A 21,876-nucleotide genomic window follows, 5' to 3' on the forward strand; every position below is an offset into this window, starting at 1 on the left:
GATAAAACAATGTTTGAAAACCTTTCCGATAGACTTTCCAAAACCTTGCGTAACATTACAGGCAAGGGACGTTTAACCGAAGACAATATCAAAGATACCCTGCGTGAAGTGCGTATGGCTTTACTGGAAGCCGATGTTGCTTTACCTGTGGTGCGTGAATTTATCAATAAAGTCAAAGAGCGAGCAATTGGCGAAGAGGTGAATAAAAGCCTAACCCCTGGGCAAGAGTTCTTAAAAATCGTGCAAAAAGAGTTGGAAACCGCAATGGGGGAATCCAATGAAGAACTCAATCTTGCCAGCCAACCACCAGCAGTCATTTTAATGGCAGGTTTACAAGGGGCGGGTAAAACAACCTCTGTCGGGAAATTGGCAAAGTTCTTAAAAGAACGCCATAAGAAAAAGGTGTTGGTGGTGTCTGCTGACGTTTACCGCCCTGCGGCGATTAAACAGCTTCAAACCCTTGCTGATCAACTTAAAGTAGATTTCTTCCCAACAGAAACCACTCAGAAACCTGTGGAGATTGCAGAGCTTGCCCTAAAACACGCTAAACTCAATTTCTTTGATGTGTTGATTGTGGATACCGCAGGTCGCTTGCACGTGGACGGTGAAATGATGGACGAAATCCAACAAATTCACGCTGTTTTAAACCCGATTGAAACCCTCTTTACCGTAGATGCGATGACCGGTCAAGATGCGGCAAACACGGCAAAAGCATTCAATGAAGCATTACCGCTGACGGGGGTTATCTTAACCAAAGTGGACGGTGATGCACGTGGTGGTGCGGCACTTTCTATTCGTCAAATCACTGGCAAACCGATCAAATTCTTAGGCGTGGGGGAGAAAACGGACGCATTAGAGCCATTCCACCCAGAGCGTGTTGCTTCCCGTATTTTGGGAATGGGCGATGTCATGTCGCTGATTGAAGATTTGCAACGCAATGTTGATCAAGAAAAAGCCGAAAAGATGGCTGCAAAATTCAAAAAAGGCGACAACTTTACTCTTGATGATTTCCGTGAACAGCTTGTTGAAATGAAAAAAATGGGCGGAATGATGTCTATGCTGGAAAAACTCCCCGGTGCGAAAAATCTGCCTGATCACGTGAAAAATCAAGTAGATGACAAAATGTTCATTAAAATGGAAGCGATCATCAATTCCATGACCCTAAAAGAACGTGCTAACCCTGACATTATCAAAGGCTCACGCCGTCGCCGTATTGCACTTGGTTCTGGCACACAGGTGCAAGATGTCAATAAACTCCTTAAACAGTTTGATGATATGCAGCGTATGATGAAAAAAATGCGTAAAGGTGGTATGGCAAAAATGATGCGTGGCATGAAAGGCTTAATGGGCGGCGGATTAGGTGGTTTAGGTAACATGTTTGGGCGTTAATGAGTAGAATTATTATATAATGAATAGGAGTAGACAATGTCTGTAAATGTACAAGAAATTATTTATGCACTTGGTGGCGTAAACAACATTAAACAGGTAGATGCATGTTTAACTCGTCTGCGCGTAAAATTGAATGATAACCATGCTTTAAATAAATCGACCTTGAAAAAATTAGGGGCGGTTGATGTGGTAAAAGTAGGGGATACTTTTCAGATTATTTTCGGCGTAGAATCAGCAAAATACCGAGATGCAATTAACTTAATTCTTACCCAATAAAAAATAGACCCGAAAGGGTCTATTTTTTATGCTTTTTTCAAAGCCAATGATACTGCTATTGTTTGGGCTAAAGTCATTGTTGCACATTGAGATCTAAAGCCGCTTACCTGTGCTTCTTTGATGATAAATGAAACATCGCTAAATGAAAGTAATGGGCTAAGTTGGCTATCTGTAATTGCGATATGTTTAACACCAGATCTTGCAGTAGCTTGAATCACGTTTATTGTTTCATTCGCATAGGGAGAAAAACTAATGGCGATAACGACATCTCCTTCTCGAATACGGCTAAGTTGCTCTTCAAACATACCCCCTGTGCCATCAATTAAAAACACGTCATAATCTAGATGGTGTAATGCGTAGTTTAAATAACAGGCAATACTAAATGAACGCTTTAAACCGACAATGAAAATTCGGTTAGATTCATGTAAGAGTTTACTCGTTAGTTCTAATTTTTCTTCTGTTACTTGATTAGCAAGCTGTTGGAGAGCTTGCGTGTTACCTTGGATGAAAATTCTCAAAATATTATCTAAGGTATTATTTTGTTCATCTATATCTGGCTCAATTTGACGAAAAAGCTGAACCCGCTCTGTATAACGTGAGGTGCTTTGCATCATATCCTGACGAAATAGCTGTTTGATTTCATTAAAACCGCTGAAACCGAATGCGTTTGCAAAGCGTATGAGTGTTGATGGAGGAACATTAGCTTTTTCGGCAATGGTTGATACAGTATCAAAGACAACACTATTACTATTATCCAAAACATATTGAGCAACTTGTTTTAAACGTTTGCTGAGTCCATCATATTGTTTACGGATTTCTTCTTGGAAATTGGCTAATTGAGTTGAGGTGTTCATAGTTAATTTTTTGCTAAATTTTGAAAGCATTATACGCCTCTTTTTGTGTGGTATGTTGATAATTTAATTTGACGAATCAACCTACCCAAGACAAGCGGTCGGATTTTGTAAATTTTTTGCAAAATAAAAACCCCTTGTACTTACAAGGGGTTAGATGATTAACGCTGCTGCCAGAGCTCAATTAACGTGCGATATTTTTCCGACACCGCTGAAATTAAGGCGTTGTCGTCCAATTCACCGGCAAGCCATTTTTCGGACGGTTCACCGAAAATGGTGCGACCGACTGCAAAGCCTTTCACTTTCTCACAGCCTTTTGCCTGTTCAAAGGTGGCTTTAAACACCTCTAACGGGGCATCTAAACCTAAAATTAAAATACCACGACAGTCCGGATCATTTGCCTCAATGGTAGCGGAAATCGCTTGCCATTGTGCGTGAGAAACACCCGGCAATTTCCACCATTCCGGCTTAATGCCAAGCTGATAGAAATGTGCTATCGCTTGGTTATAGAATGCTTCGTCCTGCGGCATATCAGCAGGCAGAATAATTTCCAACAATAGCTCGTGACCGGTACGGCAACAGGCTTGATACACTTCTTTTAGTTTGCGATCTTGGCGGGCTTTTAAACCGCTTTCATCGTTCGGGTGGTAAAACGCCAAGCATTTGATGACGTGATCGCGGGGGAATGATGCCAGTTGAGAACCTAAATCGCCATACTCTAATTCCAGCGGACGGGAAGATGGCTCTTCAATCGGGCGGGCAATCCAGTAATCTTTGCCGGTAATCTCATTAAGTGCATCTTGCCCGAAAGTAGTATCAGCTAAGATCCCTGCTTGATTTTGTGGTAAGCCGGATTGAGTTGCGGTTTGTTCCATCGCTTTTAATAGCAGCTGTTTTAGTTTCGGTATGCGAGCAAGATCTGCACCGACTTTATTTGCCATATCCACCAACTGTTTGCGGTGATCGAAGGCGAAAATACAGAGATTTTCCCACTGTTTTTTGCGGGTGGTGACACGGTGTAAGTGGTTTAAACGCTCATCTAAATCCGGACGTGGTACACTCTCTGCACGGGTTAAATAATCGTCAAGTTCACGTTTGGTCGGCATTGCCGGCGAACAGCCGTGACGAGACACTACTAACGCTCCACACGCATTGGCATAGCGGCACGCTTGTTCCCAACCTTCGTTATTTAAGTAGCCACGCAGTAAGCCCGACATAAACGCATCGCCTGCACCCAGCACATTCAGCACTTCAACCCGCACACCATACACATTTAAACCGCCGTCTAAATCGTTCGGCAGCTCGCCTTCAAACACCGAACAGCCTAATGCACCACGTTTACACACTAATACGGCATTGGAGACTTTACGCACATTTTTGAGTGCCGTGAGTGTATCGGTCGAACCGCCTGCGATATGAAATTCTTCCTCTGTACCGACAATCAGATCAAAATGGTGCAACACCTCTTGTAGCGATTTGGTGACTTCGGCACTGTCGATATAACGGGTCTCGCCATCACCGAGTGAGGTTAATCCCCATAATACGGGGCGATAATCAATATCTAACGCCCGTTTTACCTCATTTTTTCCCGCATATTCGAGTGCGGTCAGCACCGCTTCACGGGTTTTGGGGTTTGACAAGTGCGTGCCGGTAATTGCCAAGCAACGGCTGGAAGCAATATAGGATTCGCTGAAATCTTCTTTAGTGATTGCCATATCCGCACAGTTATCACGATAGAAAATCAGCGGAAAAGTCTCTTTATCTTTAATACCAAGAATAACCAGTGCGGTTAAACGTTCTTTATCCGTAATTAAATGGCTGGTGTCCACGCCCACGCTTTGTAGCTCCTCACGCAGAAAACGCCCCATATGTTCATCACCGACCCTTGCCAGCATTGAAGAACGTAAACCTTGCACCGCCGTACCGTAAGCCACATTGCCTGATGATCCGCCGAGGTATTTTGAAAATGTGGTCATTTCTTCTAAACGGGAACCGATTTGTTGCCCGTAAAAGTCCACCGCCACTCGCCCTAAACAGATGAGATCTAGAGGACGATGTTGATGATTTACAGTTGCCATAACTGCTCCTTACTTTGGTGAAATAAATTAACTCAGTACATTATACAAAGTGAAATATTTATTTCAAATATGTTCTATTCTGAATTGTGATTTATGTGATATGTATCTCATTTTAATGCTTTATAAGACTTAGAAGAAATGCGACCTAGATCACATCTTTATTTACTTTTTATTGCTAGAATAAATGAAATGAATTTTTCATTTATGCTTTTAGTTGATTTGATTTAAAAATTAACAGCACTATATAGGAGGCTTTATGCAGACTACTCGTTTAACGGTTGCACAAGCGTTAGTGCAATTTTTGGACAATCAATATTTAGAAGTGGACGGCAAAGAGATTAAATTCGTTCACGGTGTTGCTGCTATTTTCGGGCACGGCAATGTGCTGGGGATCGGTCAGGCACTTGCCCAAAATGCCGGTGGTTTAACGCTCTACCAAGGTAGAAATGAGCAAGGTATGGCGCATTTAGCAACGGGCTTTGCTAAGCAAAATTTGCGTCAAAAAATTATTGCCTGTACTTCCTCGGTCGGACCGGGGGCGGCAAATATGATTACAGCTGCGGCAACAGCAACAGCGAACCGTATTCCTCTTCTTTTATTACCGGGCGATGTGTTTGCGACTCGCCAGCCGGATCCGGTACTGCAACAAATCGAACAGCCTTACGATTTAAGCATCAGCACTAACGATGCATTCCGTGCTGTCAGTAAATATTGGGATAGAGTGCAACGCCCTGAGCAGTTAATGAGTGCTTGTATCAATGCGTTTCGTGTGCTGACTGACCCTGCCGAAACCGGTGCTGTCACTATTGCTCTGCCACAAGATGTACAAGCGGAGAGTTTTGATTTCCCGAACAGTTTCCTGCAAAAACGAGTGCATCGCTTGGAGCGTACACCGCCGACAAATGCGATGATTGAGCAAGCGGTAAAATTAATTCAAACCAAGAAAAAACCGTTGATTGTCTGTGGCGGAGGTGTTCGCTACTCGCAAGCGGGTCAAATTCTGCAAAAATTTGCTAAACAGTTCGGCATTCCGTTTGCTGAAACCCAAGCGGGTAAAAGTGCGGTGGTGTCCGAGCACGCATTGAATGTAGGCGGAGTGGGAGAAACCGGTTGTTTAGCGGCAAACCGTCTGGCAAAAGAAGCGGATTTAGTGATTGGCATCGGTACACGCTACACCGACTTCACGACTTCTTCCAAATGGATTTTCCAAAACCCGAACGTGCAGTTTTTGAACATTAATATTGCACGTTTTGATGCGTATAAATTAGACGGCGTGCAACTGGTTGCCGATGCAAAAACCGCATTAGAGGCGTTAAGCCAAGCCATTCCTGCTGATTATCAAGCTCAATGGGGGAATGAAATTTCACAGGCGAAAGCGGATTTTGCTGATGAAATTCAACGTCTGCGTGCGGTGCAATATCACCCTGATTTCACCCCTGAAATTAACGATAACCTTGATCATAAAGCGGTTCACAATGAATTTATTCAGCTCACCGGTTCCCAGCTCACCCAAACCCAAGTGCTGGGTATTGTGAATGAAACCATTGATAACAATGCGATTATTGTTGCCGCAGCTGGAAGTTTGCCGGGTGATTTACAACGCACGTGGTTAAGTAAAGGTGAAGAGACTTACCACCTTGAATATGGCTACTCCTGTATGGGCTATGAAGTGAGTGCGGCGGTCGGCGTGAAAATTGCCCGCCCTGAACAAGAGGTTTATGCCCTGCTCGGTGACGGCTCTTACTTAATGGCACACACCGAATTAGTCACCTCAATTCAAGAGGGCAAAAAAATCAATGTGGTACTGTTCGATAATATGGCAAACGGCTGTATCAACAATCTACAAATTGGCAACGGTATGGATAGTTTCGGTACGGAATTCCGCTTCCGCAATGGCGAAACTAACCAACTCAACGGTGGTTTAGTACCGATTGATTTTGCCAAAAACGCTGAAGCATACGGCTGTAAAACCTATCAGGTAACCAACGAAGCCGAATTGCGTGCTGCCCTTGACGATGCGAAAAAGCAGACCGTTTCTACCTTAATCGATATTAAAGTGTTGCCGAAAACGATGGCTCACGGCTACGGCTGCTGGTGGCACGTTGGTGTAGCGGAAGTGTCAGAGAGCAAGCGTATTCAACAAGCCCGCCAACGCTCCGAAGAGCAGTTAGCTAAGGCTCGGAAGTATTAGTTAAAAAAACAATTCCCCTCTTTAGCAAAGAGGGGTTGGGGGAGATTTGGCAGAAGAAATAAACGAAGAAAATAAGATAAAAAGTAATGGTTCGAATGATGATTTTACACTTTATTCTTTCTCTCACTTCGTCAATTACTGCTGCCAAATCTCCCCCTGCCACTCGTAGCTCAAACAGGGGGGAATATCAAGCGGTCAAATTTGCAAAATTTTTTACACAAACGCTTGCGTTTGAACATCGGCTATGCCGATGGCACGAAGTGCGAGTGTAGCGAGTAAAAATAACCGCTTGTATCCAAATTTATCTCTACAAATCAAACGAGGTTTCTCTATGAAAGCTGAAAACATTCAATTAGGTATTGCCCCAATTGGTTGGACGAACGATGACCTGCCGGAACTGGGTGCGGAAAACACTTTTGAGCAGTGTGTGAGTGAGATGGCTCTTGCCGGCTACACGGGCTGCGAAGTGGGTAATAAATATCCGCGTGATGTTGCCGTGTTAAAACACAAACTGGACGTGCGTGGCATTCAAATCTGCAATGCGTGGTTCAGCACCTTCTTTGTGGACGGTAAACGGGAAGAGACCATTGCCGAGTTCATCAAACACCGTGATTTCCTGCACGCAATGGGTGCAAAAGTGATCGGCTGTTCCGAACAGAGTCGTAGTATTCAAGGCACAACCAAATCTGTGTTCAAAGAAAAACCGATTTTCAACGATGAAGATTGGAAACGTATGGCGGAAGGCTATAACGAATTAGCGAAACTTGCCGCCGAAAAAGGAATGAAAGTCTGCCTACATCACCATATGGGAACCGGCATTCAAACGCCCGAAGAGGTCGATCGCTATATGGCGGAAGTGAATGATGATGTCTATCTGTTGTTTGATTCAGGGCATTTGTACTATTCCGAAGGCTGTCAAAAAGCGATGCTCGGCGTGCTGGAAAAATATATCGACCGTATTATCCACGTTCACTTAAAAGATGTGCGTGATGAAGTCGTGGCGGAAGTAAAAGCAAAAGATTTAAGTTTCTTAGAAGGCGTGAAAAAAGGCACCTTTACCGTACCGGGCGATGGTGTCATTGATTTCCGTCCAATTTTCGATATTTTAGAAAAACACGACTACAAAGGCTGGATGGTTGTAGAAGCTGAACAAGATCCGGCACTTGCCAACCCGTTTGAATACGCCCTCAAAGGCAGAAAATATATCCGTGAAACCGCAGGAGTTTAATATGTTAAAAGTAGGTATTATTGGTGCAGGTCGTATTGGACGTGTGCATTCTGAAAGTATTAGCAAATATGTCAAAGGTGCTGAAATCAAAGCAATCTCTGATGTAAAAATTACCGAAGAATTGACCGCTTGGGCAAAATCGATGGGCATTCCGGAAGTTTATGATGACTATAAAAAAATCCTGCAAGATCCGGAAATTGATGCGGTATTGGTCTGCTCCTCCACCAACACTCACGCTCCGATTTCGATTGAGGCAGCACAGGCTGGCAAACACGTTTTCTGTGAAAAACCGGTAGATGCAGACCCAGCTAAAATCCGTGAAGTATTGAGTGCAGTCGAAAAAGCCGGTGTGAAATTCCAAGTAGGCTTTAACCGCCGCTTCGACCATAACTTCAAGGCGATTAAAGACCGTGTGGCGGCAGGCGACATCGGCGAACCGCACGTTATCCGAGTCACTTCCCGTGACCCGGAAGCCCCGCCAATCGAATATGTGAAAGTCTCCGGCGGAATGTTCTTTGATATGACCATTCACGACTTCGATATGATTCGTTATTTATCAGGCAGCGAAGTGGAAGAAGTGTTTGCAGTCGGCACCGTGTTAGTAAACCCTGAAATCGGCAAAGCGGGCGATATTGATACTGCCGTGATCACATTGAAACTGAAAAACGGAGCAATCGGCGTGATCGACAACAGTCGCAAAGCTGCCTACGGCTACGACCAACGTGCGGAGGTGTTCGGCTCGAAAGGGGCAATCCATATCACTAACGATACTGGATCAACTGCTGTATTCTCAGGTGAAAACGGCGTAGTGGCGGAAAAACCAAAATACTTCTTCTTAGAACGTTATATGCAATCTTTCGCCGATGAAATCAGCTGTTTCGTAGATTCTGTGGTAAACGACAAACCAACGCTAGTAAACGGCAATGACGGCTTACAACCGGTACTTATTGCCTTAGCTGCGAAAAAATCACTGGAAGAAAACCGACCGGTTAAGTTGAGCGAAGTGGCGTAATTGATCATAAATACAAGCGGTCGGTTTTGCAGAATATTTTGCAAAACTGACCGCTTGATTTTTTATTTATTATCACTTGAGAAATAAATATAATCGTTTTCAATTTTGATTGATTGTTCAAGCAAATAAAAAACAGGAATCATTAAAAGAATTAATACAAAATGAACAAAAGATCTAAAATCCTCTGGTTGAGTTTCTAGATATTCAAAAATAAATCTGAACATAAGAGGATAATTTTCCCACTCTTTTGCAAAGTATATATGAATAATTGTGAAAAAAATAATACCTAAAAAACGGCGAGATATTGATGTTCTCATTCTAATTTTTTCTTCTGCTTTTTCACAATAGTATCTGAGTTCTTTATTATTCTCTCTAGCAGCTTGTATTTTTAAGTCTGAGATTCTCTTAAAATCTTTAGCTTCCTCCGATTTAGGTAATTCATAGGTTTTGCAGCCTATTTTATCCAATAAATTTGAAAGTAAAAAATATGCAAGAAACGCATTAGTGTAAACAACGCCGTAAATGTGATTGAGAAGAAAGAAATTGTTGCAATATAATCAATGGCATTTGTGAGATATATTTCCCTTTGCTGTATTGCAATATAGATAGGCACTTGATGAACAAGTTGGAAGTAAGCATCCAGATAAACAACCATCAATATGAAGCCTAAAAACCATTCTGTTTGCATAAGAACATTGATAGGGCTGTTTTTTGTGCTAAAAATTTCTTTAATTGAACTCATAATTTTTCCTTAAATGTAAAAAACGTATCTCAATCAATTTGAGATACGTTTCGATTTTAATGTAATTATTAAATCTCACTCACATCCACCCACCTTTTCTCCTCCGCCGATTTTGCTATCGCTTCCAATACTTTGGAGATTTTATAGCCCTCTTCAAAATCGGGATACATTGGGTCATCGGCGACGATGCCGTTGATGAGATCACGGATTTCCACCGCTTTTTGGTCGTTAAAACCGATGCCGTGGCCGGCACTCACGCAAAAAGCAGCGTAGTCGGGGTGCTCCGGGCCGACTAAAATGGTTTTGAAACCTTGGCGGGATTTGTCGTCATCGTGCAGGTAGAGTTTGAGTTCTGCCATTCGTTCTTGGGTGTAGCTGAGCGTGCCTTTGGTGCCGGTTACGACATAGGTCAGCCCCATTTTACGCCCACAGGCAATGCGGGAGCTTTCGAGCGTGCCCATTACCCCATTAGCAAATCGCACAAGACTACTTGCCTGATCTTCGTTTTCTACTCTGATTTTTTCTGCCGGATTTTGCGGACTAGGGCGTTCTTCAATCACTGTTTGCATATCGCCGATAACACGCTCAATGTCTGAACCAACCAAATAGTGTGCGATACTGACAATATGTGCGGCTAAATCCCCCAAGGTACCAAGTCCGGCTTTGGCTTTATAGCAGTGCCAATCAATCGGGGTATTAGGATTGGCGAGATAATCTTCGTTATGCGTGCCGTAGAAATGCACCACCTCGCCGATTTCGCCATTTTGAATAATTTGGCGAGCCAGTTGGGTGGTTGGATTTTTGATATAGTTGAAACCGACCAAGGTTTTAACTCCTGCTTGTTGAGCGGCAATCACCATTTCTTTGGCATCTTGGGCGGTGAGTGCAAGCGGTTTTTCTGAATAGACGTGTTTGCCGTGTTTAATCGCTTCTAAGGCAATTTCTTTGTGCAGAAAATTTGGCGTGCAAATGTCCACCACATCGACATTCGGATCAGCAACCAATTTTCGCCAATCGTCTGTGGCACGCTGAAAGCCGAATTCTCGGGCTTTTTGATCGGCTAATGCTTGGTTGATTTCGGCAAGGTATTCCAGTTGGATTTTTCCTTTAAGTGGAAAGAGGGTAGGGGCTTGAGCGTAGGCAATGGCGTGGCAACGACCGATATAGCCAGTGCCAACTAAGCCGATTTTGATGGTTTTCATAAAGTATCCTTAATCTTTAAGAATATGTAATATCCTTTCTTTGAACGGCTCGAGGGTAAGAGAAATTTGGCAGTAGTGACGGATAGTGAAAGAGGATAATACATTGAATTTTTGGATTATTTTCTACGCTAATCTCTCCTGTCAAATCTCCCCAACCCCCTCTTTTCTAAAGAGGGGAGTAATAAACAAGCGGTCTGGTTTTGCAAAATTTTTACAAAATTAGACCGCTTGTGTTAGCTATCTATAACGCTCCTCGTCTGCTCTTCGCATAAGTGTCGAAGGCAACAGCAAGGATGATGATTAAGCCCATAATGATTTGTTGGTAGTAAGCGGAAACGTCCATTAGTACTAAACCGTTAATCAATACACCCATAATAATGGAGCCGATGATGGTACCTGTGACTCGTCCGTAACCGCCCATTAAGGACGTTCCACCAATAACCACTGAGGCAATTACACGTAACTCAAAAGAAACACCGGCAACGGATTCGGCACTGCCTAAACGGGCGGAGAGAATAAAGCCTGCTAAGCCTGCCAATGCACCAATCACCACATAAACACTGACTAAGGTGCGGTTGATATTCACACCCGCTAAGCGTGCTGCTTCTGGGTTACCACCTACGGAGTATACATAGCGTCCCCAGCGGGTTTTATGCAATGCGAAGTAACCGATAATGGCGACTACGGCAAAAATCACTACCGGCACCGGTACACCTAAAATATCGCCACGTCCCCACCAGCGGTAACCTTCGTCAAATCCGGCAATTGGCGAGCCGTTATTTAACACGAGTGTTAGACCACGCCAAATTGTCATACCACCTAGGGTAACGATAAACGGTGGCAATTTTAATTTAGTAACACCCAAGCCGTGTAACCAACCGATAACGGTTCCCATCGCCAGACAAATACTCAGGCCTATTAACCAGCTCATGCCGCCCCACGCTCCATGCTCAACGGTAACAGTATTATCACCTTTAATAATGTAAGCAGCGAACATTGCGGTCACAGCAAGGATTGAGCCGACAGAGAGATCGATCCCTGCGGTGAGGATCACAAAAGTCATTCCTACCGCCATAATGCCAAAAATCGACACTTCGGTTAAAACGTTATAGATATTGCGTTGCGATAAAAATGCCCCGTTTTGTGAAGTGAAGAAAATTACTAATAAAATTAAGAAAATTAGTACGCCGAAGCGTTCAAAAAAGGCGATAAAATCGATTTTTCCTTTATCATCGATCATACCCAAATTTTTTAAAAATTGCGTTGCCATACAAACCTCTCTTACGCAGCCTGTTGTTCACGTTGGACGCCAACAGCCATCATTGACATTAATTTTTCTTCGGTGGCATCATCGCCATGAATTTCGCCAGTTACCCGACCTTCGGAAAGGGTGATAATGCGGTCAGAAATCGCCATAATTTCCGGTAAATCAGAAGAAATCACCAATACTGCGACCCCTTGTTTTGCCATATCAAATAACACTTGGTGAACCTCAGATTTTGCCCCTACATCAATACCTCGTGTCGGCTCATCAACAATTAGTACTTTTGGATTTAACGCCATACAGCGAGCTAAAATCACTTTTTGCTGATTACCACCGGATAATTTGCGAGCTTCCAGTTCGCTACTTACCATTTTGATACGTAACGCTTGGCGGTAGGTTTCGATTAGATTGTCTTCTTTATGTTGATCCACAAACAGATTGCCTTTGAGCAATTTGCTTAAAATCGGCAGGGTCATATTGGTTTTAATCGGCAAGCCGAGTACTAACCCCTCTTTTTTACGATCTTCTGGCACGAGCGCTACACCTTTTTCTAGAGCATCTAATGGTGATGTTGCGGAGTATGGTTTGCCATCTAAGATGATTTCATCAGCAGTGTAATTTTCCACACCAAACAGGCAGCGGGCAATTTCTGTTCGTCCTGCACCGACTAAGCCTGCAATCCCTAATACTTCGCCTTCGTGAATGTTAAAAGAGACACCGTGCAGAGCAATACCATGCGGATCAAGTGCTGGTTTTTCTCGGTGCAGATTTTTTACAGCAAGGCGAACTGGGCGGTGAGTATGATGGGTTTCTTCCGATGGACGACGAGTAAAGGCAACTTCACGTCCTACCATCATTTTTATGATTTGATCGACATTCACATTTTTCACTTCACCTTCTCCAGAATAACAACCATCTTGGAAAACGGTAAAGCGGTCGCACAAGGCAAACACTTCGTTTAAACGGTGGGTCACATAAATCACGCTGATACCACGGCTTTTTAAATCTCGAACGATTTGGTGCAGTGTTTCCACCTCTTTATCGCTCAATGCAGCGGACGGTTCGTCCATAACGATCAGCTTAGCGTTTAATGTCATTGCTCGGGCAATTTCGACCATCTGTTGCTGGGCAACGCTCAGGCGGGAAACTTGGGTATCGGGTTTGATATTTAAGCCGAGATTATCCAACACTAGTTGTGCTTCATCGTTGACGGCTTTTTCATTGACAAATAAGCCTTTCGTGGGCTCTCTACCTAAAAAGAAGTTTTCTGCCACGGTCATATTAGGTAACAGATTAAATTCTTGATAAATGGTCACTATGCCTTTTAATTGGCGGTCAAATGGTGAATCATTTGGATTTAAGCTTTCACCATTAAAAATAATTTCACCACTGGTTTGTGGTTGTGCACCAGAAAGAGCCTTTAATAAAGTCGATTTTCCGGCGCCATTTTCTCCCAATAATGCATGAACTTCACCTTTATTTACGGTGAGTTTTACGTTATTGAGAGCTAACACTCCAGAGAAACTTTTGGTTAATGCTTTTACTTCAAGTAAGGGAGTAGTGGACATACAACCTCCGTAATAAAAAGCCTTCCAGCTTTAGCCAGAAGGCATACAAGATTATTCGCTAACTTCAGCAAAACGTTCAGCTTCCGATAAATTCTCTTGTAAAATAATTTTTGGTGGGTAGTCGGCACCTCTCACTTCTTGATTATTGCGAATGTTCCCAACAATTTGTTCTAAAGCTGTGCTAACTGCAAAACCTGGGCGTTGATCTGCGGTTAAAAATAACCAGCCATCTTTTACGCGCGCCAATGCTTCAGGTGTGGCATCAAAACCTGTTACAAGAATATCTCCTGCTTTTAAGCCTTGGCTACGTAAAGCCTCGATTGCACCAAGTGCCATGTCATCATTGGCCGAAATAATAACATCAGGTTTTTCTTTTAATGTAGGTAGTATGCTTTCAATAATACGTAGACCTTCAGAGCGCAGCCAGTTACCTGTTTGATCGATTACGATTTTGTATGTATCGCCGCCAACAGCTAGTTCGTCACGGATACCTTTAGTTCTTTCAATATTTGAGGTAGAGCCAGGCTGACCTGTTAATAAAATGATTTTTGCGCCATTTGGATATTTATTTTTTACAGCTTTTGCTACTTCTTGACCACCTGTATAGTTATTTGCACCAAAATGCGGCACAGGCTTACTACTCTCGACTTTACGATCGAGAGTGGCCGCAGGAATTTTTTCGTGGATGATTTCTTCAACGGCTGCTGAAATTGCATTTACATCATTTGGAGAAATAATTATTCCTTTAGCCCCACGTGTAATTGCATTTTCCAAATCTGATGCTTGTTTCGTTGATGAACTTTGTCCATCAAGTACCTGCAATTTAACTTCTAATTTTTTACCTGTTTCTACAGCAACTTTTTGAAGTTGAACTTCAAATGGGCTAGATAAATTTGGCAAGCTGAAAACCACTAATTCATCTTTTGCAAAACTATTAGCCATTAAACCTAGTGCTAAAGTACTTAATACAAATTTGATATGCTTTTTCATCTTCATCGTAGAATCCTCGGGTTAGATGGAAATATGGCAAGATTGCCGATGAACCTTCAAACAGCGAAGAATATTATTTATTTCATTATATTTAATTATGAAATAAATTTTTCAATTATGAATATAGCATTATGAGATTTTTGCTCAACTTGTTTGTTTCAAATTTGTTATACAGATCACATTTTAGGGCATAAAAAAGCGGTGAATTTATCACCGCAAAATACTCAAAAAAGGAAATTAACAGATTACATTGTTGGAAAATTAAACGCTACTTGGCTACAGCGAACAGAATTATCTGGCCAACGAGTAGTGATTGTTTTCATTCGAGTATAGAAACGCACACCATCTGGTCCGTGAACATTTAGGGGTCCAAAAATAGAGGCTTTCCAACCACCGAAACAGTGGAATGCCATTGGGATTGGGATTGGAATGTTCACACCTACCATACCCGCTTTCACTTCTTGCGTGAATTGACGTGCTGCATCACCATCACGAGTAAAGATGGCACTACCGTTACCATATTGGTGGCGGTTGATTAGCGCTAAGCCTTCCTCATAGCTGTTTACTCGCACGACAGAAAGCACTGGTCCGAAAATTTCATCTTGCCAAATAGTCATTTCAGGAGTCACATTATCGAATAGCGTACCACCTACGAAATAGCCGTTTTCATTACCTGCTACTTTATATCCGCGACCATCAACTACCAGTTTTGCACCTTGTGCTACACCCTGATCGATATAGCCTTCAATTTTCGCTTTATGTTCTTTGGATATTACAGGTCCCATATCGTTTTCAGGTTGTCCTTCCGGTAATATACCTGCACCAATTTTCAATGCTTTCACTTTTGGTGTGAGTTCTTCAACGATTTTATCGGCAAGCTCATCGCCCACAACAACTGCAACTGATAATGCCATGCAACGCTCACCAGCAGCGCCAAATGCCGCCCCTAAAAGAGCATTTACTGTGCTAGGAATATCTGCATCTGGCATAATCAGTGCATGGTTTTTGGCACCACCTAAGGCTTGAATTCGTTTGCCGTGTGCACAGCCTATTTCATAAATATATTGTGCAATAGGTGTTGAACCTACAAAGCTAACTGCTTGAATGCGAGGGTCTTTTAATAGAATATCAACCGCTTCTTTATCTCCTTGAACTACATTGAATACACCATCAGGTAAGCCGGCTTCTTTCAACAATTCGGCAATACGAATAGATGCCGATGGGTCTTTTTCTGATGGTTTTAACACAAAGGTATTACCGCAAGCCAGAGCGACTGGGAACATCCACATTGGCACCATTGCAGGGAAATTAAATGGTGTTATACCGGCAACAACACCTAATGGTTGTTGTACGGAATAACTGTCAATCCCACGGCCTACATTTGCTGAAAATTCGCCTTTTTGTAAGTGTGGGATACCGGTTGCAAACTCAACTACTTCTAAACCGCGAGTCAATTCACCAATCGCATCAGAGTAAATCTTCCCGTGTTCTGTGCTGATTAAACGAGCGAGCTCATCAAAATGGGTTTCGAGTAATTCTTTAAATTTGAATAAGATACGAGCACGGCGTAGCGGAGATTGCTGTGACCAACTTTTAAAAGCTTCATCTGCTGCGGTGATGGCCGCCTCGACTTCGTTTGCTGTGCTTAATTTCACTTTTTTGATCTCCTCACCTGTTGCCGGATTGAAGACAGAAGTTATCCGTTGGCTTTGGCTTTCAACGGCCACACCATTAATGAAGTTTTTGATAAATTGACTCATTGAGAGGCTCCTTATTCAGACTAGGTATAGAAAAACAATAATCTTGTGATAAGCTACGCCTAAAAATGAAAAACTGCAATGCAATAAATGTAAAAATAGAAATTTTATTTCATTTTTGTGATCTACTTAGAAAGTTTTATTTTTGGAGATACAAAATATTGGTTATATTTTGTATAGTACATTAAAACAGTTAGTTGCATGCAGATAGGAGTTCCATATGAGTCCATTGTTATCCCAACCTAATGTGTCTAATGAAAATGGGCAAATCCAGCAGATTACGCCAGAGAATGCGAAGTGGGAATATGTTGGATTTGAGGTTTATTTATTAGATAACCAAGAGCTTGAATTACAAAGTGGTGAAAATGAGCTTTGTTTAGTATTTGTTGCAGGAAAAGGTTCTGTCTATGTGGATCAAATCGCATTTGAGAATCTTGGTAATAGGATGTCGCCTTTTGAAAAAGTCCCACCTTATTCTGTGTATATTCCTCCTCATAAAACACTTAAAGTGAAAACGACAGAATCGCTAGAATTAGCAGTATGTAGCGCTCCAGGGAAAGGGAATTACCCAGTGAGACTCATTTCACCAGAGAATGTTGGTGTAGAAAAACGAGGATTCGGTAATAATAAACGGCTTGTTCATAATATTTTGCCAGAGACTGAGCCAGCGGATAGTTTACTTGTCGTTGAGGTATTTACTGATGAAGGAAATACAAGTTCTTACCCAAGTCATAAACACGATGATAAACATTCAGAACATGAAACTTATCTAGAAGAAACCTACTATCATCGCTTTAATCCTCCTCAAGGATTTGCAATGCAGCGAGTATATACAGATGATCGTAGCCTTGATGAATGTATGGCTGTATATGATAAAAATGTGGTTAAAGTACCTCGTGGTTATCACCCTGTTGCAACAATCGCAGGCTATGATAACTATTATTTAAATGTGATGGCAGGACCTGTGCGTAAATGGCAATTTACTTGGGAAAAAGATCATCAATGGGTAAACACGGAAAAATATGGTCATAAATAACAATGATGCCACCGATACTGTTTCGGTGGCATTTTATCTCTAAATTAAGGTTTGAAAGGCGCGAATAAGATGGGTGTATTGCTGGTATTTGGCTTGATAAAGGGCAAAATTTTCAGCGATGGGTTGGATAACGTTTATATTTATATGTTGCCGTACCATTGGCTCGCCAATGCCTTGCCACGCCATCATTGCTGCACCAAAGCAACCCGTTTCTTCAATTTGTGGGATTTCGAGCCTCATGCCGGTTAGATCGGCAAGCATTTGCATCCAAACAGAAGATTTTACAGGGCCTCCCGTTACTCTTAGTGTATTTACGTGAGGAAATCGTTTTCGCATACGGTTGAGGTGGTGCATCAGGCTAAACAGCACCCCCTCATAAATCGCTTGCAATAAATGTGCTTGGGTATGGTGGGCTTGAATGCCGTAGAACCCCGCTTGCATTCCTAAGCCCGCGTTTGAACCATATAAAAACGGCACGAATAGTACGGAACTTGATGCAGGTGCTAGAAGGGATATTGCTTGATTAATTTCAGCATAATTCAATTTCCACTGTTTCACAAACCATTCTAAATTACCTGCTGAAGTAGGGCTAGCTTCGTGGACAATAAATTTATCCGTTTCAGCATATTTTCCATACACAAAAGGAATAGCTGAATTTTGCACTATTTGTGGCGTAATACCGCTGACGACCGACCAAGTACCGAGTACAACATTTAAGGTTGTTTCATCTTCTAAATTAGCACAGAGAGCGGTAGAAACCACATCAAATAAGCCTCCAACTACAGGTGTTCCCACTGCTAAGCCACATGCAGCAGCGGCTTGTTCACTCACATAGCCTGCAATTTCATTTGGTTTAATGACAAGCGGGAGTTTTTCAATAATTTCTTGCAAACCCAGTAGTTCTGCAAGTTGAGGATCATATTGCCCCGTTTCCATATTATAGAGATTGCTTTCCGATATGTTGGTCTCTTCGCAATGTCGCTGACCCGTTAAGCAAAAACGCAAATAGTCGTGGGACATTAGCACTGAGCCAATTTGAGCATAACGTTCGGGTTCATGTTCTTTAATCCAACGTAGAATAGAGACAGGGTGGCCAGTCCAGAGCGTTTGGCGGGTAATAGGATAGAGTTTTTCGGGAATACCCTCCGTTTGCCATTTTTTTACAATATCTAGCGAACGTTGATCAGAGGATAAAATTGCCCGCCCCAGAGGCTGATTATTTTTATCTAGTAAAAATGCGCCTTTGCCCTGTGCTGAAATGCCAACAGCTTTGATATTTTTTGCAGAAATTCCGCTTTTTTCGACCGCTTGTTTGATTACCTTGGCGCAAGTCTGCCAAAGTTGAGCCATATCACGCTCGGCATAGCCCGCTTGTTCACTGATTACTGCCAGATTTTCACGGTGTAAGCTGTGTAAATTACCTTGATTATCAAAAAGAGCTGCTTTGATAAAAGTGCCACCGCAGTCTATGCCGAGAGTGTAGTTCATACTTAATTTTCCTATTCAGCTAAGGCATCAATTGCTTTAATCAATTCATCGCCATTTTGATCAATAAACGCTTTACGGACATCTGCTTCAATTTTTGCTTTAAACGGTGTGTTATCAACCTCTTCGATAACTTCAATCCCAGCTTTGCGTAGATTAGCAATAATCTCTTGTTCGTTTTGTACATTTAATTCGCGTTGATATTTTCCAGCTTCTTGTGCAGCACTTATCAATGCGGTTTGTAATTCAGGAGCAAGAGCATCAAATTTTGCTTTATTCATCACCACTATTAATGGGGTATAGCCATGATTCGTTAAGCTCAGATATTTTTGCACTTCATAGAGTTTTGATGACCAAAAAATGCCTATCGGGTGCTCTTGGGCATCCACCGCACGGGTTTCCAAAGCAGTATAAAGTTCAGCCAATGGCATTGGCACAGGATTGCTATCCAATAGGCTAAATGCCTGAATATACATTGGGTTTTGATTGGTACGGACTTTTAATCCTTTAATATCATCAGGGCTGTTCACTGGATTTTTCGAGTTAGAAAATGCACGGAACCCCACATCCCAAAATGCTAAGCCCTTTAAGCCCTTATCCTCTAATGCAGAGAGTAGGCTTTGTCCAATTTCACCGTCCAGCACTTTATAAACATGTTCACGATTTTTAAAAATGAACGGAATATCAATCACGTTGAGTTTTTGCTCAAGTCCAGAGAAATTTGGTGAACCAGACATTTCTAAATCAATTGTTCCACCACGGACTGCGCTGATCATTGTTTGGGCATTACCCAGAGTACTGTCTGGGAAAAGGCTAAGTTTGATTTCACCTTTGGTTTTTTCTTTTAACAGGTCGTTGAACTTTTTGGCTGCGATATGCTGCGTATCTGAACGAGGAGCCTCATAGCCAAAGCGCAATGTTGTTGCCGCCTGTACGGATGTCGCAAAAATAGCGCTACCAGCGATTAATGCGGCTAAGGTTTTTAAATTGAATAATTTCATAGTTTCTCCTTGGTTAAGGTTGCATCCACGCAAGTGGTGTGAGAATAAGTTGTGGGAAAAAGACGAACGCAAAAAGCAGAGCGATCATCATAAATAGATAGGGCAGAATACCTTTTGCAGCTTGGTCAAAAGGCAGCTTAGATACACCAGTAATAACATTCAGCACATTGCCTACAGGTGGAGTAATTAAGCCGATGGAAGTATTCAGAATAAATAGTACGCCAAAGTAAACAGGATCAATTCCTGCCTCTTCAATTAATGGCATGAGCACAGGGGTTAAAATCAGCACGGTCGGGGTTAAATCCATCACCATACCAATGATAAAGACAGCAAGCATGATCATGATAAGCAGAACGGTTGGACTATCAATTAGTGGCTCTAATAGCTCTGTCATCATTTGTGGCAGTTCCGCAATGGTAATTAACCAACCTGTCACATTCGCTGCGGCTACCAGCAACATCACTACCGCTGTGGTTTTTCCTGCATTTAAGATAACTTTATATAAATCACGGAATTTCAGTTCACGATAAACAAAAAGCGAAATAATTAATGCATAGAATGCGGCAACGGCTCCTGCTTCTGTTGGGGTAAACATACCAGAGCGGAAACCGCCGATAATGATTACAGGCAGTAATAACGCCCAGATACTGTTTTTAAACGAGATGCAGAGTTCTTGTTTGGTTGCTTTCGAGAATGTCATCAAATTGAGGCGTTTCGCTTGCCACCACCAAAGTAGCCCTAAACACATCCCCATTAAAATTCCTGGGGCGATACCAGCAAGGAATAATTTTGTGATCGATACGCCACTTGCTACGCCAAATACAATAAACGGAATACTAGGTGGAATAATTGGAGCAATAATGCCAGCTGTGCCAATTAATCCAGCGGAGCGATCAAGCGGATAACCGGTTGTTTTCATCATTGGTAATAGCATTGCGGCAACGGCTGCAGTATCAGCAACGGCAGAGCCGGAAAGACTTGCCATGATCATCGCGGCAATAATTGCCACAAAACCTAGTCCACCCCGTTTGTGTCCGACTAATTTCATCGGTAAATCAATAATTCGTTTGGATAATCCACCCTCATTCATAATTTCGCCAGCTAGAATAAAAAATGGGATAGCCATTAGCGAAAAACTATCCGCTCCGCTAATTAGCTGTTGGGCAAGGATTTGAGCATCAAACAAATCTAGGTGAAGCATCAGTGCTACGCCACAGAGTAAGAGAGAAAAGGCAACCGGAACTCCAAGAATAATTGCGCCTAATAGTGCAAAAAGGAAAATAATCACAGTCATAATATTTCTCCTTGCATGATTTGGCGCATCGTTGAGCCCAAGCGTATTATTAACAGCAACGCGATAAAAGCACCAGCGATCAAGCCTGCAAGATAGGTAATACCGGTAGGGATACCAGAAATAGGTGCAATATTGTCTAAATTTAACTGAAATTGCACAAAGCTACCTTGTACCATTAAATAGCAACAAAATAGCATTAAGGTGTCTGTGAGCAGTTGTAGCACACGTTGTTTTTTAGGAGAAAGGCGCGCGGTCAGAATGGTCACTTTAACATGCTGATTAGCATTAAAAGCAAGCACTGCACCAAGGAATGTGAGCCATACAAACAGATAGCGCGAGACTTCTTCGGTGATGTTGATGCTGCTATTAAAACCATAACGTAGAACAACATTAAGGAAAACTAAACAAGACATTGTGGCAAGAATAGCAACCACGAAAAACTCGAGTGTCTTGCTAGTGTAGTGAATAACTTTGTCCATTTTGATTTTCCGTTTTGTAAAATTTTGCTAAAT

Annotated in this window: 19 protein-coding genes; 6 read left to right on the plus strand and 13 right to left on the minus strand. The window is 42.3% G+C overall.

The annotated features are described in order from the left end of the window. Positions 1-9: 9 nt before the first annotated feature. Positions 10-1,389, plus strand: a complete 1,380-nt coding sequence (ffh, locus tag EDC51_RS05095) for a signal recognition particle protein (protein WP_131928357.1) — start codon at positions 10-12, stop codon at positions 1,387-1,389. A 36-nt stretch (positions 1,390-1,425) separates the two neighbouring features. Continuing rightward, positions 1,426-1,665, plus strand: a complete 240-nt coding sequence (locus EDC51_RS05100; protein ID WP_015433650.1) for a PTS sugar transporter subunit IIB — start codon at positions 1,426-1,428, stop codon at positions 1,663-1,665. A 26-nt stretch (positions 1,666-1,691) separates the two neighbouring features. Here EDC51_RS05100 and EDC51_RS05105 read toward each other — a convergent pair whose 3' ends face one another. Then, on the minus strand, positions 1,692-2,519 hold the full coding sequence (locus EDC51_RS05105; RefSeq protein WP_025266650.1) for a MurR/RpiR family transcriptional regulator: 828 nt from the start codon (positions 2,517-2,519) through the stop codon (positions 1,692-1,694). A 158-nt stretch (positions 2,520-2,677) separates the two neighbouring features. Then, a complete protein-coding gene (locus tag EDC51_RS05110) occupies positions 2,678-4,594 on the minus strand; it encodes a bifunctional 5-dehydro-2-deoxygluconokinase/5-dehydro-2-deoxyphosphogluconate aldolase (RefSeq protein WP_131928358.1) in 1,917 nt (638 codons plus the stop codon). A 256-nt stretch (positions 4,595-4,850) separates the two neighbouring features. On the opposite strand from EDC51_RS05110, the gene iolD reads away from it, so the two are divergent. From iolD to iolG, 3 genes are all read left to right on the plus strand, one after another. Further along, positions 4,851-6,785 (plus strand): 3D-(3,5/4)-trihydroxycyclohexane-1,2-dione acylhydrolase (decyclizing), encoded by a 1,935-nt coding sequence (iolD, locus tag EDC51_RS05115; protein WP_131928359.1) that lies wholly within the window; start codon positions 4,851-4,853, stop codon positions 6,783-6,785. A 331-nt stretch (positions 6,786-7,116) separates the two neighbouring features. Further along, the gene (gene iolE, locus EDC51_RS05120; RefSeq protein WP_006251495.1) at positions 7,117-8,013 is read left to right on the plus strand and encodes a myo-inosose-2 dehydratase; all 897 of its coding nucleotides are present in this window, start codon (positions 7,117-7,119) and stop codon (positions 8,011-8,013) included. 1 nt (position 8,014) lies between these two features. Then, complete coding sequence (iolG, locus tag EDC51_RS05125) at positions 8,015-9,025, plus strand: inositol 2-dehydrogenase (protein ID WP_006250055.1); 1,011 nt, start codon at positions 8,015-8,017, stop codon at positions 9,023-9,025. 62 nt (positions 9,026-9,087) lie between these two features. On the opposite strand, the gene EDC51_RS10955 is transcribed toward iolG, so the two are convergent. The 7 genes from EDC51_RS10955 to EDC51_RS05155 form a co-directional block, all read right to left on the minus strand. Next, positions 9,088-9,492, minus strand: a complete 405-nt coding sequence (locus tag EDC51_RS10955) for a hypothetical protein (RefSeq protein ID WP_249038474.1) — start codon at positions 9,490-9,492, stop codon at positions 9,088-9,090. Next, positions 9,480-9,767, minus strand: a complete 288-nt coding sequence (locus tag EDC51_RS05130; protein WP_249038475.1) for a hypothetical protein — start codon at positions 9,765-9,767, stop codon at positions 9,480-9,482. The genes EDC51_RS10955 and EDC51_RS05130 overlap by 13 nt, the downstream gene beginning before the upstream one ends. 68 nt (positions 9,768-9,835) lie before the next feature. Continuing rightward, positions 9,836-10,969 carry a Gfo/Idh/MocA family protein gene (locus tag EDC51_RS05135; RefSeq protein WP_131928360.1) on the minus strand — a complete coding sequence of 378 codons (1,134 nt, stop codon included), beginning with the start codon at positions 10,967-10,969 and terminating at the stop codon, positions 9,836-9,838. 241 nt (positions 10,970-11,210) lie between these two features. Further along, the gene (locus tag EDC51_RS05140; protein WP_015433642.1) at positions 11,211-12,239 is read right to left on the minus strand and encodes an ABC transporter permease; all 1,029 of its coding nucleotides are present in this window, start codon (positions 12,237-12,239) and stop codon (positions 11,211-11,213) included. An 11-nt stretch (positions 12,240-12,250) separates the two neighbouring features. Continuing rightward, positions 12,251-13,801, minus strand: coding sequence for a sugar ABC transporter ATP-binding protein (locus EDC51_RS05145; RefSeq protein WP_125134420.1), 1,551 nt, complete (start codon positions 13,799-13,801; stop codon positions 12,251-12,253). A 51-nt stretch (positions 13,802-13,852) separates the two neighbouring features. Beyond that, positions 13,853-14,797, minus strand: coding sequence for a sugar ABC transporter substrate-binding protein (locus EDC51_RS05150; protein WP_015433640.1), 945 nt, complete (start codon positions 14,795-14,797; stop codon positions 13,853-13,855). A gap of 239 nt (positions 14,798-15,036) precedes the next feature. Further along, positions 15,037-16,551, minus strand: coding sequence for a CoA-acylating methylmalonate-semialdehyde dehydrogenase (locus tag EDC51_RS05155; RefSeq protein ID WP_131928361.1), 1,515 nt, complete (start codon positions 16,549-16,551; stop codon positions 15,037-15,039). Positions 16,552-16,768: 217 nt separating this feature from the next. Between EDC51_RS05155 and iolB the strand changes: the two genes are divergently transcribed. After that, positions 16,769-17,584, plus strand: coding sequence for a 5-deoxy-glucuronate isomerase (iolB, locus tag EDC51_RS05160; RefSeq protein WP_025266653.1), 816 nt, complete (start codon positions 16,769-16,771; stop codon positions 17,582-17,584). Between the two features lie 39 nt (positions 17,585-17,623). Here the strand turns inward: iolB and EDC51_RS05165 are convergent, their stop codons facing one another. Genes EDC51_RS05165 through EDC51_RS05180 form a run of 4 tightly spaced genes read right to left on the minus strand, consistent with a single transcriptional unit; the run spans position 17,624 to position 21,843 of the window. Then, positions 17,624-19,072 carry an FGGY-family carbohydrate kinase gene (locus EDC51_RS05165; RefSeq protein ID WP_131928362.1) on the minus strand — a complete coding sequence of 483 codons (1,449 nt, stop codon included), beginning with the start codon at positions 19,070-19,072 and terminating at the stop codon, positions 17,624-17,626. 11 nt (positions 19,073-19,083) lie between these two features. Next, positions 19,084-20,070, minus strand: a complete 987-nt coding sequence (locus tag EDC51_RS05170; protein WP_131928363.1) for a TRAP transporter substrate-binding protein — start codon at positions 20,068-20,070, stop codon at positions 19,084-19,086. Between the two features lie 13 nt (positions 20,071-20,083). Further along, positions 20,084-21,364 (minus strand): TRAP transporter large permease subunit, encoded by a 1,281-nt coding sequence (locus EDC51_RS05175; RefSeq protein WP_131928364.1) that lies wholly within the window; start codon positions 21,362-21,364, stop codon positions 20,084-20,086. Continuing rightward, positions 21,361-21,843 (minus strand): TRAP transporter small permease, encoded by a 483-nt coding sequence (locus EDC51_RS05180; protein ID WP_131928365.1) that lies wholly within the window; start codon positions 21,841-21,843, stop codon positions 21,361-21,363. The genes EDC51_RS05175 and EDC51_RS05180 overlap by 4 nt, the downstream gene beginning before the upstream one ends. Between the last annotated feature and the right edge of the window lie 33 nt (positions 21,844-21,876).

This window comes from Bibersteinia trehalosi (assembly GCF_004346205.1).
GTDB lineage: Bacteria > Pseudomonadota > Gammaproteobacteria > Enterobacterales > Pasteurellaceae > Bibersteinia > Bibersteinia trehalosi.

Bases quoted from the DNA above. Each gene is read 5' to 3' on its own strand.
- ffh (WP_131928357.1), top strand. From the start codon at position 10: ATGTTTGAAAACCTTTCCGATAGACTTTCCAAAACCTTGCGTAACATT.
- EDC51_RS05100 (WP_015433650.1), top strand. From the start codon at position 1,426: ATGTCTGTAAATGTACAAGAAATTATTTATGCACTTGGTGGCGTAAAC.
- EDC51_RS05105 (WP_025266650.1), bottom strand. From the start codon at position 2,519: ATGAACACCTCAACTCAATTAGCCAATTTCCAAGAAGAAATCCGTAAA.
- EDC51_RS05110 (WP_131928358.1), bottom strand. From the start codon at position 4,594: ATGGCAACTGTAAATCATCAACATCGTCCTCTAGATCTCATCTGTTTA.
- iolD (WP_131928359.1), top strand. From the start codon at position 4,851: ATGCAGACTACTCGTTTAACGGTTGCACAAGCGTTAGTGCAATTTTTG.
- iolE (WP_006251495.1), top strand. From the start codon at position 7,117: ATGAAAGCTGAAAACATTCAATTAGGTATTGCCCCAATTGGTTGGACG.
- iolG (WP_006250055.1), top strand. From the start codon at position 8,015: ATGTTAAAAGTAGGTATTATTGGTGCAGGTCGTATTGGACGTGTGCAT.
- EDC51_RS05130 (WP_249038475.1), bottom strand. From the start codon at position 9,767: ATGAGTTCAATTAAAGAAATTTTTAGCACAAAAAACAGCCCTATCAAT.
- EDC51_RS05135 (WP_131928360.1), bottom strand. From the start codon at position 10,969: ATGAAAACCATCAAAATCGGCTTAGTTGGCACTGGCTATATCGGTCGT.
- EDC51_RS05140 (WP_015433642.1), bottom strand. From the start codon at position 12,239: ATGGCAACGCAATTTTTAAAAAATTTGGGTATGATCGATGATAAAGGA.
- EDC51_RS05145 (WP_125134420.1), bottom strand. From the start codon at position 13,801: ATGTCCACTACTCCCTTACTTGAAGTAAAAGCATTAACCAAAAGTTTC.
- EDC51_RS05150 (WP_015433640.1), bottom strand. From the start codon at position 14,797: ATGAAGATGAAAAAGCATATCAAATTTGTATTAAGTACTTTAGCACTA.
- EDC51_RS05155 (WP_131928361.1), bottom strand. From the start codon at position 16,551: ATGAGTCAATTTATCAAAAACTTCATTAATGGTGTGGCCGTTGAAAGC.
- iolB (WP_025266653.1), top strand. From the start codon at position 16,769: ATGAGTCCATTGTTATCCCAACCTAATGTGTCTAATGAAAATGGGCAA.
- EDC51_RS05165 (WP_131928362.1), bottom strand. From the start codon at position 19,072: ATGAACTACACTCTCGGCATAGACTGCGGTGGCACTTTTATCAAAGCA.
- EDC51_RS05170 (WP_131928363.1), bottom strand. From the start codon at position 20,070: ATGAAATTATTCAATTTAAAAACCTTAGCCGCATTAATCGCTGGTAGC.
- EDC51_RS05175 (WP_131928364.1), bottom strand. From the start codon at position 21,364: ATGACTGTGATTATTTTCCTTTTTGCACTATTAGGCGCAATTATTCTT.
- EDC51_RS05180 (WP_131928365.1), bottom strand. From the start codon at position 21,843: ATGGACAAAGTTATTCACTACACTAGCAAGACACTCGAGTTTTTCGTG.